General features: G+C 54.8%; 18 protein-coding genes. 2 read left to right on the top strand and 16 right to left on the bottom strand.

Translation table 11 applies throughout. From position 1 onward, the window contains the following. The first annotated feature begins 383 nt into the window (after positions 1-383). Positions 384-833 carry an EVE domain-containing protein gene (locus Poly51_RS08830; RefSeq protein ID WP_146456390.1) on the top strand — a complete coding sequence of 150 codons (450 nt, stop codon included), beginning with the start codon at positions 384-386 and terminating at the stop codon, positions 831-833. A 110-nt stretch (positions 834-943) separates the two neighbouring features. Next, positions 944-1,828, top strand: a complete 885-nt coding sequence (locus Poly51_RS08825) for a D-hexose-6-phosphate mutarotase (protein WP_146456388.1) — start codon at positions 944-946, stop codon at positions 1,826-1,828. A gap of 569 nt (positions 1,829-2,397) precedes the next feature. Here Poly51_RS08825 and Poly51_RS08820 read toward each other — a convergent pair. From Poly51_RS08820 to rpsC, 16 genes are all read right to left on the bottom strand, one after another. Beyond that, complete coding sequence (locus Poly51_RS08820) at positions 2,398-6,999, bottom strand: outer membrane protein assembly factor BamB family protein (protein ID WP_146456386.1); 4,602 nt, start codon at positions 6,997-6,999, stop codon at positions 2,398-2,400. Between the two features lie 118 nt (positions 7,000-7,117). Beyond that, complete coding sequence (locus tag Poly51_RS08815; RefSeq protein ID WP_146456384.1) at positions 7,118-7,687, bottom strand: adenylate kinase; 570 nt, start codon at positions 7,685-7,687, stop codon at positions 7,118-7,120. Between the two features lie 46 nt (positions 7,688-7,733). Further along, on the bottom strand, positions 7,734-9,128 hold the full coding sequence (gene secY, locus Poly51_RS08810) for a preprotein translocase subunit SecY (RefSeq protein ID WP_146456382.1): 1,395 nt from the start codon (positions 9,126-9,128) through the stop codon (positions 7,734-7,736). 209 nt (positions 9,129-9,337) lie between these two features. Further along, positions 9,338-9,835 carry a 50S ribosomal protein L15 gene (gene rplO / locus Poly51_RS08805; protein WP_146456380.1) on the bottom strand — a complete coding sequence of 166 codons (498 nt, stop codon included), beginning with the start codon at positions 9,833-9,835 and terminating at the stop codon, positions 9,338-9,340. 88 nt (positions 9,836-9,923) lie between these two features. Beyond that, a complete protein-coding gene (rpsE, locus tag Poly51_RS08800) occupies positions 9,924-10,394 on the bottom strand; it encodes a 30S ribosomal protein S5 (protein ID WP_146456378.1) in 471 nt (156 codons plus the stop codon). Positions 10,395-10,545: 151 nt separating this feature from the next. Next, entirely contained in the window at positions 10,546-10,908 is a 363-nt protein-coding gene (rplR, locus tag Poly51_RS08795; protein WP_146456376.1) for a 50S ribosomal protein L18, read from the bottom strand. Positions 10,909-11,015: 107 nt separating this feature from the next. Then, a complete protein-coding gene (gene rplF / locus Poly51_RS08790; protein ID WP_146456374.1) occupies positions 11,016-11,561 on the bottom strand; it encodes a 50S ribosomal protein L6 in 546 nt (181 codons plus the stop codon). Positions 11,562-11,657: 96 nt separating this feature from the next. Further along, on the bottom strand, positions 11,658-12,056 hold the full coding sequence (gene rpsH / locus Poly51_RS08785) for a 30S ribosomal protein S8 (RefSeq protein WP_146456372.1): 399 nt from the start codon (positions 12,054-12,056) through the stop codon (positions 11,658-11,660). Positions 12,057-12,083: 27 nt separating this feature from the next. Continuing rightward, positions 12,084-12,269: a type Z 30S ribosomal protein S14 gene (locus tag Poly51_RS08780; protein WP_146456370.1), complete on the bottom strand. Its 186-nt coding sequence runs from the start codon at positions 12,267-12,269 to the stop codon at positions 12,084-12,086. Between the two features lie 70 nt (positions 12,270-12,339). Then, a complete protein-coding gene (gene rplE, locus Poly51_RS08775; protein ID WP_146456368.1) occupies positions 12,340-12,915 on the bottom strand; it encodes a 50S ribosomal protein L5 in 576 nt (191 codons plus the stop codon). An 84-nt stretch (positions 12,916-12,999) separates the two neighbouring features. Continuing rightward, complete coding sequence (gene rplX / locus Poly51_RS08770; RefSeq protein WP_146456366.1) at positions 13,000-13,350, bottom strand: 50S ribosomal protein L24; 351 nt, start codon at positions 13,348-13,350, stop codon at positions 13,000-13,002. A 126-nt stretch (positions 13,351-13,476) separates the two neighbouring features. Then, positions 13,477-13,845 carry a 50S ribosomal protein L14 gene (gene rplN, locus Poly51_RS08765; RefSeq protein ID WP_146456363.1) on the bottom strand — a complete coding sequence of 123 codons (369 nt, stop codon included), beginning with the start codon at positions 13,843-13,845 and terminating at the stop codon, positions 13,477-13,479. A gap of 63 nt (positions 13,846-13,908) precedes the next feature. Further along, positions 13,909-14,238 carry a 30S ribosomal protein S17 gene (gene rpsQ, locus Poly51_RS08760; protein WP_146456361.1) on the bottom strand — a complete coding sequence of 110 codons (330 nt, stop codon included), beginning with the start codon at positions 14,236-14,238 and terminating at the stop codon, positions 13,909-13,911. 71 nt (positions 14,239-14,309) lie between these two features. Then, complete coding sequence (gene rpmC / locus Poly51_RS08755; RefSeq protein ID WP_146456359.1) at positions 14,310-14,513, bottom strand: 50S ribosomal protein L29; 204 nt, start codon at positions 14,511-14,513, stop codon at positions 14,310-14,312. A 114-nt stretch (positions 14,514-14,627) separates the two neighbouring features. Continuing rightward, the gene (gene rplP, locus Poly51_RS08750) at positions 14,628-15,035 is read right to left on the bottom strand and encodes a 50S ribosomal protein L16 (RefSeq protein WP_246114361.1); all 408 of its coding nucleotides are present in this window, start codon (positions 15,033-15,035) and stop codon (positions 14,628-14,630) included. Beyond that, entirely contained in the window at positions 14,983-15,693 is a 711-nt protein-coding gene (gene rpsC / locus Poly51_RS08745) for a 30S ribosomal protein S3 (protein WP_146456354.1), read from the bottom strand. Before rpsC ends, rplP begins: the two co-directional genes overlap by 53 nt. Positions 15,694-15,700: the final 7 nt, after the last annotated feature.

Genomic DNA, 15,700 nt, shown 5'->3' with positions numbered 1-15,700 from the left:
TAGGTCATCATTGGCGATGGGAGCTCATCTATCGGTTTCCCACTAAGATTTGGCCGACGAATAGCCAAACGAAGGTGAAGGTCAAACCGAGGGCAGTGTGAATGGCGTCGACGTGCATGGACGGGCCTGTACAAAAGAGGAAACGGGAGGGTTCTTGGCCCGTTCCATGGCCCGACTAGCAGCATTTTCCGATTCTCGGGATGCTACGGTCGCTTCACTGCACGCCTATCCCGGCGCACACTAAGTGGATCGTCCTGTCTTGGGTAAAAACTGTTAGAAAAATCCATTGGCGACCACAGCTTGCCCAGCCGGCACACTTTTACATTCCACGAACATCACGCCACAACCAACAAGACGGAGCACCCATGACCAAGTACTGGCTCATGAAAACCGAACCCACAACGTTTTCGATCGATGACTTAGAAACATCCGAAGAACAAACCACATCGTGGGAGGGCGTTCGGAACTACCAAGCCCGCAACACACTTCGCGACGAAATTCAGGTCGGTGACCGCGTCCTCTTCTACCACTCGGCCTGTAAAGAACCAGCCGTCGTTGGCACGGCGACCGTCGTGCGCAGCGGCTATCCCGACATCCACGCTTTCGACCGACGACACAAGTATTTCGATCCTAAGAGCGATCCCGCGAAGCCGACGTGGTACATGGTCGATATCCAACTAGAACAAAAACTCGACACGCCGGTCACACTAAAGGCGATGCGAGGCCAGGCAAAGCTAGAGGGCATGGTGCTGTTGCAAAAGGGCAGCCGTTTGAGCGTCCAACCGGTTAAAAAAAAGGAATTCGACACCGTGCTGAAAATGGCGGCAGTGTAAAACCATTCCATCGAACCACATGAACGGCAACGCCCTATTCATGGAGTGCATGCCTATAATCTCGCGTACATTCGATCCACTCAATCCAGCAAGCTAGAACGGATTTCACGATGAAGTTAGAAGATTTGAATCAACGTTTTGGGATTGCCGAGGTGAAGTTCGTGGCGGGGCAGGGTGGTTTGATCAAAGCCGTTGTGACCTCGGACCAATGCGAAGGTGAAATTTATATTCACGGCGCCCACGTGACGCACTTTCAACCGACGAACCAGAAACCCGTCCTCTGGATGAGCGAGCAATCCGTATTCGAAGCGGAAAAAGCGATTCGCGGCGGTGTGCCGATCTGCTTCCCCTGGTTCGGCCCATTGGCGGGACATCCCAAAGCCCCCGGGCATGGCTGGGCGCGAACACGATCTTGGGACGTCGTGAAGACGTCGCTTCGCGAAGGCAACGTCGTCGAATTGGTGATGAGAACTGAAATCGAAGACTTTGCGTTGGCGTACACAGTGCGTTTCGGTGAAGTGCTCTCGCTGGAACTTCATGTCACGCTGTCACCACAAGCGGCTGCCACGGTGACCTATGAAGAGGCAATGCATACCTATTTGACGGTAAGCGACATTCACTCGGTAAGCATCCGCGGTCTGGAGCCGGCCGGATACATCGACAAGGTCGATGGAGGCACGACCAAAATGGAAACAGGATCCGCCATCCGATTTGACGGTGAATGCGATCGTGTCTATCTGGAAACCACATCAACGACGCGGCTTACCGATCCTGGCATGAAGCGGATCATCACGATCTCAAAATCCCATTCCCACAACACTGTCGTGTGGAACCCTTGGGTCGATAAAAGTGCCCGCATGCCCGATTTTGGCGATAACGAGTGGCAGGGGATGGTTTGCATCGAAACGGCCAACATTGGCAAACGATCGATCGAGCTGAAGCCCGGAAAGTCTCACACGATGACGGCGACGATCGCGGTGGACCAACTGGACTAAGTTGGATCGCACCACGCAAGAGCTAGTTCGCGGGAAAGCAGTCGCACACCCGGCGAAGGGGGTCGCAAGACCGCGACGGTCAACGCGATGTGGACCTGGGATGCCCCCAATTCCTGTACCAGGCGTTATGAAAGATTGGGTTGGGGAATTGGGATCGGTGATTCGCAGTGCTGCTGGAGTGAGGCCGTAGGCCGAACGGAAGCAGCACTGCGAAGCGCGAACAGTTCGCGCTTCGCAGTGCTGCTTCCGTTCGGCCTACGGCCTCACTCCAGCAGCACTGCGAATCACCGATCCCAATTCCCCAACCCAATCTTTCATAACGCCTGGTACAGGAATTGGGGGCATCCCACAGGGATCGGTCAACGGCAGCAATGGACGTTTGCCGAATCGTGTCGGCGACCAAAATGACTTGCAGCGGACCGCATTGAACGTAGAACTTTGGCATCGGTGATGTCCTCGACGAGGGTGACTTCCTTGAAACGCTTCGTCAAATGAAGCGACAAACAAATCATCGCCCGGGGGCGTGACAAGGTTGGTCAACGCTCGCTGAGGAGGTCGTTTTTACGATGTTATTGTAGGGCGGGAGAATCTTCCGGTTCGGTGGCTGGTTGGGTTTGGTCGGACGGTTGGGACGCTGGATTTTCGGTCAAGCCAAACTTAAACGCCAACATTTCGGGACCAATTTGGGCGATCACTTGTCCCAACGGTTCTTGAACCGTCAAGCGAACTTCCAGTTCGTTGTTTCCGCTAAGAATCGGCTTTCCGGATTTTTCAAACAAAGGCTTGCCGTCAAGCACATCCAACGCCAGCACATCCAAGTACTTCTTTCGGCTCGGGATCGAATACGTAAACGGGCTGCGGGTGAGCAGAAGGATGGGTGTGTCGGCCGCTTGAGTGAGGGTGCATCCCCACGGTTTCTCAAATTCCTGGCCCCACCGAACTGCTCCGTCATCCATCGATACGGCGTAGACACCATGGGCCGTTTGGTGCGCCGCGCCGTCGGCAGTTTGCAGTTGTTCCACCGTTTGTGTTCGTGGTCGATCAACTTGGCGTTTGGGAAGGAAGATCATCTGGTCACGCAAACGCATCGCGTGAAAACCTTTCATGTCGTCGAAGTCGGGCAGCTTCGGTCGGCCAATTTCCTGGCCCGTCACTAAATCCCACAGCAACGATTCACCGCGACTTCGCATCAGTGCGAGATAGCGACCGTCGACAATTTGTCCGTACGACACTGTCGAATCGGGTCCGCTGCCGTTGCTGGAATAGGTCGTCTCGCTAAGTAAGACTTGATCCGTCAGCGGATTGACTAGTGACAACTCAAGCGAAACTTCATCGTCGAGTTGTCGATATGCAAGCACGTGGGAGCCGGCCGCTTCCCAGACTTCGCCGTATGGCCACGGACGGCGATCCAATCGTCGACCATCGAGCAGGTCGAACGAAACGACTTCGGAAGTTGCGGATGAGACGACAACGCATCGTGTTCCATCGCTTAGAACGACACCGCTTTTGGGTGCCGTCGAATTACGCCAGAGTGTTTCCTTGGATATCAAATCAATCGCCACCAAGTCGCCGCCCTGCAGCATCAGCACTCGATCGCCGATAACCGGACCGAGCGAAAATTCGGGAATGACTTTGGACGCTGCCGTCGATTTCAAGTGATAGTGAATCACTTGATCGCCGAACGGAGTTTGGATCCCACGTCGGTTAGCGATCGGGCTGCCGTCACCGGATAGGTTGCGTTGCCACATCAACGATTCGCCGCTGCCGGCGATCACGTGATTCAGATCGACAAGTACCAAGCCACTGGGCATCAACACCAACATCGCGCCGCCGCTGATCATGGCTTCCTTGTCGATGTCGTCACCTTGCCGCATCGTTTCAATGGGAATCATTCGCGGTACACCCGACGGGTCGCGAAGGGCAAGCGGCGTCGCGGCGTCGCTGATCAATTGCCAACCTTGGAATTGTTCTCCCATCAAGACTTGCGTTTTTGACAACCGTTGGGCGTTGCTGCCGAATCGCGTTCGTATTTGACGCGAGTCCCAGGAGACGTCAACGTTGTTGGGCCATTGGGGAACCCCAATGCTGGCACGGGCCACTTTTCGTAGTGACGCAATTTCTGGAGACTCGGATTCGTCGTTCGATGTCGCATCAAGGATGGCGACCGCGTCCCGTCCGAACCGAGCCTCGGCGTAGAGTCGTGCCAATCCGATTTTGTCTTCGGCGGACCATGACTCGAGCGATTGGGGGGATGCAACGCGAGAACCCAGTATCAGTCGTTCCCATTTCAAAAACTCGCCGGTCGATTGATATCGATCGATCAGCTCGTCGCGAAGTCCCTTGACGCCGTCGAAAGGGCGAAAGTGATGGTAGATTCGGTCGACGAGAGTCGTTGATGACTGGCGACGCGATTCCATCAATTTGGAAAGGAGTTGGTTAACCTTCGCTAAGTCGTCGGCCGATGCCGAATTCGCAATTTCAGCCGACCTCGCCGCCAACCAGCTGTCCATGGTGCATTGTCGCGACGGGTCATTGATGACTTGGTCCGAGACCGATTCCAGCATGGGCTCAGAAACCACCAGCGTCGAAAAGTCGATCAATCGCTGTGCCGCTTCGACATAGGATCCGTTGGAAAGTGATGTGCGAATGCGAAGCGACATCAGCTCGGCACGTTGAGCGGGGCGATCGATCAGTGCTTCCAATGCTTCGACCAATCCCGGATCAACTTCGGCGTCATCTCGCAACAGTCCAAGCATCGCGGAAACGCTAAGCATTTGGACTTCGTCGTTATCGGGTTGCATCTGTCGTGCTCGTTCGAGCAGTTCCAACGCTTCGCTGCGTTGGTTTCGTTGGATCAAGAGTTCTGACTTTCGCACTAACGCTTCGAAGTCATCCGGGTTTTCTGAGAGCATTCGATTGACGATCGGTTCCAGCGTTGCTTCGCCGAACGCAACCGACAAAGCCGTCGGGCTCTGCACGATCACTTCGCCATCGATTGCGACCAAGTTGCCCAGTGGATACCGAGTGTTCCTCCGCTCGATGACCGATCCATCGTCGAGCGAAATCAAAACCAATTGGTTCGTTGTCGTAGGCACTAAGTAGTTGCCATCGCCAAAAACGCCACGTCCTGCGGTCTGTTGACCGGCGGTCATCAGATCGCGAGTCGTCCAAGTGTTTGTTCCGTTTTCATCGATCGCGAACGCACGAACTTGGTTGCTGCCGACGACAAGAAAATGTCCGTCACGGATACCGGCCAAGTACCGCATTTCGACGCGATTTTTTTCGGGGAACAAGGGTCTGCCGGACAACAAGTCGAAACCGAATAGGCGGTCGGCTTCGATCGGCGTGACCAGAACGGTTTGACCTTCTGCGATCGCAGTTCCGTTGTCCCAACGCTGCATCAAATGGCTGGCGTCCATCCCCGCGCCGCGACCGTTGAACGCGCGGACCATTTCTGTATTTCGTTCATACATCATGCCCCAACGCAGCATCCGATCGCCAAGGTCGATTGCGACCGTCGATCCGGCGCCGGTGGGGCAGACCAGTACGCCTTCGTGGTACGTCGGCATCGCGCCCGCGATCCGTCGGATCGGATCCGTATCGATCCCACCCGATTCCACGGCAACCAAGTGTTGTCGCCATATTTCCTTGCCGGTCGCCGGGTCCAAACACGACAGGTTAATGTCACCTGCGATCTCAGCCATCACATAGAGTCGGCCGTCAACGGGCAGCGGCGGACCCAAAAAGAATGCGTCGGAGAGCGGCGAATTCTCATCGGCCCCGGAACCCAGCCGCCATAGCAACTTGCCCTCCGTTGCCATTTCGAGCGCCACCAACGTGTTGGTGCTAGTGTCGGCCGGGCGCGTACCTCGCAAATTGATCATCGGACTCAACGACGCCATCTCGACTTCACCGAGATCACTGAGCATGAAAACTCGCTCGCCGTCGCTGGTGACTTGACCGTAGGGCACGTCATTCCACACGCGTTGGGTCAGCAGATCGCTGGCATCGTCTTCGCCAGTCAATTCGTCGAACGCCACATCTTCACTTTCGGCGGTTTCGAATGCGGTTTGCCAGGGATACGTCCACAGGCGTTTTCCCGTGCGATAGTCGACGCCCACCAATCGCTCAGTCGTTCGCATCAGCAACTGCTCGCCGACTCGAATCGGCATCCATGTCGGCGGTGGCAACTTCCCGCTGGTCGTCAACTCGTTCGCGACGTCTCGGAGTGTCCGCTCTTGGCGCGGGCTCGCTGTGGTGTTCAACATCCAGCGCAGATTCGTCAACGGTAATTGTCCGGCGGAGCCACCGTTACGGCTGGGCGTTGATCCAAACATCGGGTAATCCGACGTCTCTGCCGCCGCGTAATTGGGCAGTTGTGCGCTATGCCTGGCAAGCCAATTCACTTGATCGTCCGTAGCCGGAATCGTCTCTTCTTTGCCGGCCAGCGTGACGACGCCGACGCCCAGTTCGGGAACATTTCGATCCGCCAAACGACACGCCGATGCATGCAGCAAGGTCACGCCGTTTCCCAAATGCTTGATAGCGCCGGGATGGGTGACAACATCGTCCAATAGGACCGAAGCCGCCAATGGATGTCCGCTATAAATCTCGCGTTGCGCCAACAACCACGACGCCTCGTAACCGGCACGCGTGTGAAAGAAACGACGTCGGACTTCACGGACTTGTTCCCAGTCACGATTCTCGCTGGCCGCGATCAGTGATTTTTTTGCGATCGACCCGTAACGCAGTTCATAAGTTTCCATCGCAGCCGACGGAAGGCTAGCGATCATTTCACGCGCCGCGCGAAACAGACTCATTTGCAACGGCGTTCCAACAACGGCTTCGTCTGCGCCAAGAAAAAAGTCTTGCCCGGTAAGGTCGGACTCGTCCATCTGTTCGGCGTCACGAGAGAGCAAGTCACCCAGTGCCACGACGGCGTCGCTGTAACGCTTTTCCCCCAATGCGCGGTCAGCATCACGTAACTGCTGTTCGATCGCACGCGGAGGTTCAATAAAACGTCCTGATTGGGCGCCCGTGATGGGACGCAAAAAGCCTTGCGCCAACGCGGAAGCCGGACTCAAGATTCCCGCAATGACGGCGATGACTCCTAACGTCCCGGCAACCCAAAATTGCGATCGAACCTGAGAAGACGAATTCGAAATGATCACGTTGGAAACCTATGCTTGAAGAAGCTGCCCAGAATGTCTGCATTGTACAGGCCAACGCGAAGAGTGTCCGCCAGTACGTTGGCGGAACGGACGCTGGGATACCAGCGAATCGATGCGTCTAAGACGGTTTTGGCACGAGGTGTTTCTCAATCGCGGCGAAGACGTCCTCGGGAGGATGCATGCCGTCGATGGTGCGGACCAAATCGCGGCCGCTGTAGTAGTCCAACACCGGTGCCGTTTGGGTATGAAAAACTCTCAGCCGCGCTGAAATCGTTTCTGCGTTATCGTCGGCTCGATTCTCAACGAGCGAACGTTTTAGCAAGCGTGAAATCAGCTCTTCTTGATCGGCGACCAGATTCAGCACGACGTCGATCTTTCGATTCTTCGTCGGCAGGTATTCATCCAGCATCCGAGCTTGGTTGACCGTCCGCGGAAATCCGTCGAAGAGGCAACCGTCTTCGCAGTCCGCCGCCAGCAATCGCTTCGTGACGATCCGCATGACCAAGTAATCGGGGGCCAAACGCCCGCCATCGATATAGCTTGCCACCACGCGACCGAGAGCCGACTCGTTGCGAGTACCCCGCAACATCTCCCCCGTTGAGAGGTGGGGGATTCTTAATCGCTCGGTTAACCGCTTGCACTGGGTGCCTTTACCGACACCCGGCGGACCGATGAAGATGATTCGCATTGAAACACCTTCATCGTTGCGGAAAAAGGGTGACTTTGGAACTCGATTAGACGACGGGCGAGGTACCGCCGCCGGCGCCCTCGAGTAGTCCACGATAGTTTCGCATCACCAAGTGGCTGTCGATCTTTTGAACCAAGTCGAACGCCACGCTGACGGCGATCAACAGACCAGTGCCACCATAGAAACCGGCAATCGAATAGGGCACGCCAAGCGAGCCGTAAACGATGGTTGGCACGATCGCGACGATCGAAAGGAAAGCAGCACCGACGTAAGTGATTCGAACCATTACCTTCTCAAGATAATCCGTCGTTCGCTTGCCCGGCCGATAACCGGGAATGAACGTGCCGCTGTCACGCAGATTGTCCGACATCTCCTTCGGGTTGAACGTGATCGCCGTCCAGAAGTAGCAGAAGAAGAAAATCAAAACGACATAGAACAGATTGAACACGAACGAACCTTGGTCGTTCAACGTCAATCCGATCAGGTTGAGGGGTTTGAACAAAGCACTTTCACTGCCCACAAAACTGGCCATTCCACCCATCAACATTCCGGGGATGATCAGCAAGCTGCTCGCGAAAATGATCGGCATAACGCCCGCCTGGTTGATGCGAAGCGGCAGGTGTTGACGCGTACCGCCGTAAACACGGCGTCCACGAGTGAACTTGGCCGATTGAGTCGGGATCTTGCGTTGGCCCAGGGTGATAAACACCACACCGAACACGACGCCGACGAACAACACCACCAGCAACACAAGTGTTTCAATCCCGATTTGGCCGCGGCTGAGCCCCGTCAATTCGGTCTTCATGTTGCGAACCAGTTCGTACAGTGCCTTTGGCATTTGAGCCAGAATGCCAGCCATGATCAGCAAGCTGATACCGTTACCGATACCATGCTCGTCGATTTGTTCGCCCAACCACATCAGGAATACCGTTCCGCAGGTCATCACCAACACGGCAACGAACTGCCAGCCCCAAAACAATGAACCATCGCTGGCCATGAAGTTCGGGTTGATGTCCCCGTTGCCGGACGGGCCGCCCGACATCAGCATGAATTTCAGGTACATGTAAGACTGAACCACGCAGATCAGCACGGTCAGATAACGAGTGTATTCGTTCAGCTTCTTTCGACCAGCCTCGCCCTCTTTCTTCAAATCTTCGAGCGGCTTATAGACGCTGCCCAGCAATTGAAAAATGATCGACGCCGAGATGTACGGCATGATGCCGAGGCCGAAGATCGTTGCTTCGCGAAGATCGCTCGCGGCGAACAAGGTGATCTTCTCGAAAAACTCCGAAGCGGTTCCGCCCGCATCACCGATGTTCGTCGCGATCATCGGCAAGGGGATGTGGAAGCCGATTCGATAGATCGCCAACAATCCAATTGTCAGCATGACCTTCTTGCGAAGCTCAGGAATCGAGAAAATGATGCGCAGCTTTTCAAACATGCGTCAGGTCCGTCTTTGAATTCTTGGGATGCACGAACAGGGTTCGGCATCGGGATCTTAAGGAGAGATGATGGTTGGTCGAAGTTTAACGACCGATGCGGTCTCAAGCGATACCAACCATGACTTAACGCCCACCCGTGGGCACCGGAACTCGAAGGCCGGCGCCTACGGCTGGGCGTTAAGCATCGTTTAACAAATGCGACCAGCGACTAAGCTTTTGCTGCTTTCAAGTCCGCGACGCGTTCTTTCGGTGTTCGCTTGGCGACCAGCTTGTTGATCGTTCCGCCAGCGGCTTGAATCTTTTCTTCGGCCGACTTGCTGAACCGGTGAGCTGTGACGTTGAGCCTCTTGGTCAATTCACCATCGCCGAGAATCTTCACCTCGTCAAACGTACCTTTGGCAAGATCCTTGGCGGCGAGTGCTTCCAAGGTGACATTGTCACCGTCGTTGAACGCTTCGTTCAAACGGTCAACGTTCACCGCGAAGACGACTTGGGCCCAGCGATTGTTAAAACCACGCTTGGGAACACGACGGATCATCGGCATCGCACCACCTTGGAAGGTTGGCTTGCGGCTGTAACCGCTGCGGCTCTTGTGTCCGTTGTGACCACGTCCGGCTGTCTTGCCGGTACCACTGCCTACACCGCGACCGATGCGTTTGCGAGGGCGTTTCTTTTGAATGCCGCGGTGGACATCGTTAAGTTGCATGACGAAAACCGATAAAACGTTTGTCTGTGATTTCAGTGGCGAGTCATCAGAGGCGAGATGTTAACCGCCTCTTTTCGGACTCAGTGGATTAAGAAGTCAGTTCTTCGACGGTCAAACCACGAAGTGCGGCGACTTGGTCGACCGTACGCAGTTTTGATAGTGCGTCGACGGTCGCTTTGACCAAAGTGACAGGATTGTTGGTGCCGTACGACTTAGTCAGAATGTCGTGGATTCCGGTAGCTTCGCAGACCGCACGTACCGCTTGACCAGCGATGATACCGGTACCTGCACCCGCAGGCACCAGCAACACTTGTGCAGCACCGTACTTGCCGGTGACTTGGTGAGGAATCGTGCCTTTGACCAAAGGGACTTCGATCAAGCTACGGCTAGCTTGCTTCTGTGCCTTTTGAACACTTGGTGGAACTTCGTTGGCCTTGCCATAGCCCCAGCCCACACGTCCGCTGCCGTCACCGACGACGACCATAGCGGCGAAGCTGAAGCGACGACCACCTTTGACCACCGCAGCACAACGCTTGATTTTGACGACGCGATCGAGCATGCCGTCTGGAACGGCAGATTCTTCTTGCTTACGCTTTCCGCGTCCGCCGCCGCCACCACCGCCGCGATTTTGTGATGAATTACTGATGGTATTTATCCTCTTTCAGGACTTTTCTTGATCGTTGATGGGGAACGCGTGAATCTTCGGTGAGCTAAAACTGCAAGCCGCTTTCGCGGGCAGCCTCGGCGAACGCCTTGACGCGTCCGTGGTATTTGTTGTGACCGCGGTCCATCCGGACAGCAGTGATTCCGACGGCACTGGCTTTTTCAGCGATCATGCGACCAACCGCGGACGCACCATCGCAATTGCCGCCGACGGAAACCGAGGCACCCTTGTCGCGAGTGCTGGCGCTGGCAAGGGTCTTGCCGGCCAAGTCATCGATCAACTGAACACTGAAGTGTTTGAGCGATCGGTGAATACACATGCGAGGATGGTCGGCCGAGCCACGCAGTTTGTTGCGCACGTGGTTTCGTCGGCGGAGTCGTTTCTTTTGGATCTTTCGGTTCTTGTCCATTTTGTGTCCGATCGATTGTGGATCGGCCTAAGCAATGGTTCGTGGGGCGACTCGTTTTCTTGGCGAGCCGCGGAATTGTGTTTTTTCCGCCGCAATCGGTGGAACGCTTACTTGGTTGCCGACTTACCGGCCTTGATCTTGACTTGTTCGCCCTGATAGCGAACACCCTTGCCCTTGTAAGGCTCGGGTTTGCGGAGCGAACGCAATTCAGCGGCGAACTGGCCGACCGATTGCTTGTCGCATCCCTGAATCACGATGTGTGTTTGATCGGGACAGGTCACGTTCAAGTCGCTGGGGATTTTGCGATGCAACTCGTTTGCGTAACCGACCCGAAGTTGAATCGTATCACCTGAGATCGCAGCCAAATAGCCGACGCCTACAATCTCGAGCTTCTTTTCATAGCCCTTGGTCACGCCTTCGATCATGTTGGCGATCACTGCGCGGGTCAAACCGTGCAGCTCGCGTGATGTTCGTTCGTCATTCTGACGAGTGACGACAAGCGTGTTGTCATCTTCGTTGACCGCAACGGAGACTTCGGGGCGATGTTCGAAAGTCAGCTTGCCCTTGGCGCCTTCGACTTCGATCGTGTTGCCGGAGAACGATACTTTCGCACCATCCGTTACTGGCACCGGCTTATTTCCAACGCGACTCATGTCTAATGCTTTGTTTCAATCAGGTATTGATGGTCTTCAAATCGGCTCGCCGGATGTGCGGCAAGCATCACTTCAATGCGTCTAACGACTCGCCGACTAAGCGACTTCGCAAAGCACTTCGCCGCCCAGGTTGTCACGTCGAGCTTCCCGGTCGCTCAATACACCACGGCTGGTGCTGATGATCCGGATGCCGAGGCCACCAAGAACTGGCTTGAGTTCTTTGCCGCGGCTGTAAAGCCGACGACCGGGCGAACTCACCCGTTTGATCGTTTGGATGACGCGTTCACCGTTGGGGCCATACTTCAATTCAAGTCGAAGCGTTGCCGTCGGGTTTTCTTCGTCAATCTCTTTCCAGTCCCAAATGAAACCTTCGCGTTTAAGAACGTCGGCGATTCCCTTCTTGAACCGACTTGTCGGGATGTCCACGTAGGGCTTCTCGACGCGTACGGCGTTGCGGATTCGAGTCAGCATGTCGGCAATTGGATCAGTCATCATAATATTGTCAGCTCCCCTGTTGGACCTTTACCAGCTGGCCTTACGAACGCCTGGGATCAATCCCATGTTAGCGTTCTCACGGAAACAAATCCGACACAGCCCGAACTTCCGGTAAACCGATCGAGGACGCCCACAAAACTTGCAACGGTTCTCTTTACGAGAACTGAACTTTGGGGGACGCTTCGACTTCGCGATTTTCGATTTACTTGCCACAGGGTGACTCAGGTTTCTTGTTACAGGTCCAAAGAATATTGTTAAAATCAATCTGCAATGTGCAGTTCGATCAAGCGGCGTCAGTCGCCTTTTTCTCAGCCTTGAACGGCATGCCGAACAACGCCAACAGTTCACGAGCTTCGTCGTTCGTCTTTGCCGACGTGACGACCGTGATGTTCATGCCTTGAGGCCGCGTGAATTTGTCAGGGTTCAATTCGGGGAACACCAACAATTCGGTCAGACCGAGTGTGTAGTTGCCGCGACCGTCAAAGGCCTTGCGATTGATTCCGCGAAAGTCACGAACCCGAGGTAATACGATCGAGACCAAGCGGTCCATGAACTCATACATTCGTTGGCGACGGATGGTCACCATGCAACCGATCGGCATGCCTTCGCGAAGCCGAAAGTTCGCAATCGACTGGCGAGCGACTGTCATCACTGGTCTTTGACCAGCGATTTCCGTCATCGCTTCGAATGCAAGATCAAGAATCTTCTTGTCACCAATCGCTTGGCCGACACCCATGTTTAGGGAGACCTTTTCCAGCCGAGGAATTTGATGAGAATTTTTGTAGCCGAACTTCTCAGTCATCGCTTGGCGAATGACATCCTCGTAACGGACTTGCATGCGGGGTTTGTCGGACATCAGAAACAGTTTTCGGTTAGCAGTGTTCAGTGTTCAGTAAAACCGGAGTTCAGTAAAACCGGATGGCTTTGCCGTGAAGTCCGGCCTCTACGCCTTGGCGGCGTGTTGAGCTCGAGCCGGCGCGATTTTTCCGAGGCTGTTGCCACTCTTCTTTGCGAATCGTTCTTTGCTGCCGTCGGCAAGGAAACGAACACCGACTCGCGTCGGTTTGCCCGATTGTGGGTCGACCAACATCACGTTGCTCGCCGCAATCGGCATTTCTTTATTCAATCGTCCGCCTTGCGGATTCTTCTGGCTACGTCGCACGTGTTTCCAAACGCGACCCGCACCTTCGACGACGATCTTATTTGCTTTACGGTCGATCTTCAGGATCTTACCACGATGCCCTTTGTCGGCACCGGCGATCACTTCGACTTCGTCATCAATTCGGAAATTCATAGCGGGTGTGTATTAGGTAACAGGTTTCAGGTAACAGGTATCAGGTATCAGTTGAGGGAGCGAAGACAGGACCAGAGTGACCAGAGAAAAATGTTCTCTGCCACCTGTTCACTGCCGCCTTTTCACTCAGACCACTTCGTTGGCGAGCGAAACGATTTTCATAAAGCTTCGATCACGCAGTTCGCGGGCAACCGCCCCGAAAATTCGCGTCCCACGTGGGCCTTTGTCTTTGTCGATCAAAACGACTGCGTTACTGTCAAACTTAATGTAGCTGCCGTCGGGACGACGGGTCGGCTGTTTGGTTCGTACGATGACCGCACGAACGATCGCCTTCTTCTTCACTTCGCTGCCCGGAATCACGCTTTTGACGCTACAGACGATGATATCGCCCAGTCCGGCAACGCGGCGACGACTGCCACCGAGCACCTTGATGCACATGACTTGGCGTGCACCGGTGTTGTCGGCAACGTCGAGACGAGTTTCTTGTTGGATCATTTTCGTGTGTCTTGTTTAAACTTCGATGTTTCGAACGCAAGCATCGGCATTGGCCGACGATGACTACTCCGACGCTTCGCCACCAGCAGCTGCAACAGCTTCCAGTTCCGCCTGTTTACGAGCCGCACGAAGAGCGGCAACGTCAACTTCGGTGCTCTTTTCGAGCACACGAACCAAACGCCAACGCTTCAGCTTCGACAGCGGCTCGGATTCGATGATTTCAACGCGGTCACCAGTACCCGATTCGTTGTTCTCATCGTGTACATGGCACACGGTGCGGCGACGAACGTACTTTTTGTACTTCGGGTGTTTGACCAAACGGGCAATTTCGACACGACGAGTTTTGCTCATCTTGTCGCTGGTCACGATTCCGGAGACGACACGCTTAGGCATGGAACTTGAGTCCGAGGTTTCTTTATCTAACGGTTGATTTGATTACTTGGTTGTCTTTGCCAACCGTCGTGCTACTTCGTGGAAGCGGCAACGCGTTGGGTTTGGATCGTCTTGATCCGAGCGATCGTGCGCCGATTCTTCATGATCTCGCTGGGCGTGTTGAGACGCTCGGACTGAGATTGGAATCGCAAGCGAAACAACGTCTGGGCGGCTTCTTTCGAAGTCGCCTCGAGCTGCTCGTCGCTCATCTCGCGAAGTTCACTGATGTTGCTCATGGCAGGATAGGTATCAGGTTACAGGTATCAGGTTTCAGGAAAAAAATGACAGGTACGGCGGGAATCGGTCGGCTTGGCCTTCCATATGATCCCTGACGCCTGTTACCTATGCACTTAAGCCGGACGGCGTTCGACGAATCGAACTTTCACCGGCAACTTGCTCGCCAATCGAGCGAAACAGACCTTGGCCTGTTGTTCTGTCACACCACCGAGCTCATAAAGGATCGTTCCCGGCTTCACGACCGCGGCCCAGAAGTCAGGCTCACCCTTACCTTTACCCATCCGAGTTTCCAGCGGTGTGCTGGTCACGGATTTATCGGGAAAGACTCGAATGTAGAGCTTGCCTTCGCCACGGACGTATTGCTGGGCAGCAATCCGACCCGCTTCAATTGTTGTCGCTTTGATCCAGCCGGCGTCCATAGATTGGATACCATAGTCACCAAAGACGACCGTATTGCCGCGAGTCGCACTACCTTTTATGCGACCTCTTTGGCTTTTTCGATGCTTGACCCGTTTGGGCATCAACGCCATCGGTTTCGTCTCCGTAAGTTCCTTGGTTGATCCACACTTGAATCCCGATGTGCCCCTGTGGCGTCATCGCTTCGGTGAATCCGTAATCGATTTTTGCTTGCAGCGTGCTGAGCGGAATGGAGCCAGCAATCTGTTTTTCGCGACGGGCCATTTCTGCCCCGCCCAGTCGACCGGCCAACTGGACTTTGATGCCTTTGGCACCCGCATCCATGGTCGTTTCGAGTGTTCGTTTCATTGTCCGGCGGAAACTCGACCGCTTGGACAGTTGTTGAGCGACGTCGAGTGCCACCAACTGAGCTTGCAACTCAGGGCGTCCGACTTCCTCGACCTTCAAGTTGATTCGGCGGCCGATCAAGTTTTGCAGTTCAGCCTGCAGAATCTCAATCTCTTGGCCCTTCTTGCCGATGATCAAGCCCGGACGAGCAACGAACATCATCACGCGGACTTCGTCGCGAGTACGTTCGATCTCGATCCGGTCGATTCCGGCGCTCTTGTACTGGGTTTTCTTAGGGTGATTCGTAATGAAGTTTCGCAACTTGCGATCCTCCACCAACAAATCGGCGAAGTCTTTTTTCGACGCATACCAACGACTCGTCCACCCGCGAGTGACGCCGGTGCGGAAAGCGATTGGATGTACTTTTTGACCCATGGGGGAC

Origin of the sequence: Rubripirellula tenax (assembly GCF_007860125.1) — a bacterium.
Taxonomy (GTDB): Bacteria; Planctomycetota; Planctomycetia; order Pirellulales; family Pirellulaceae; genus Rubripirellula; species Rubripirellula tenax.
This window is presented reverse-complemented; position numbering and strand designations above follow the sequence as displayed.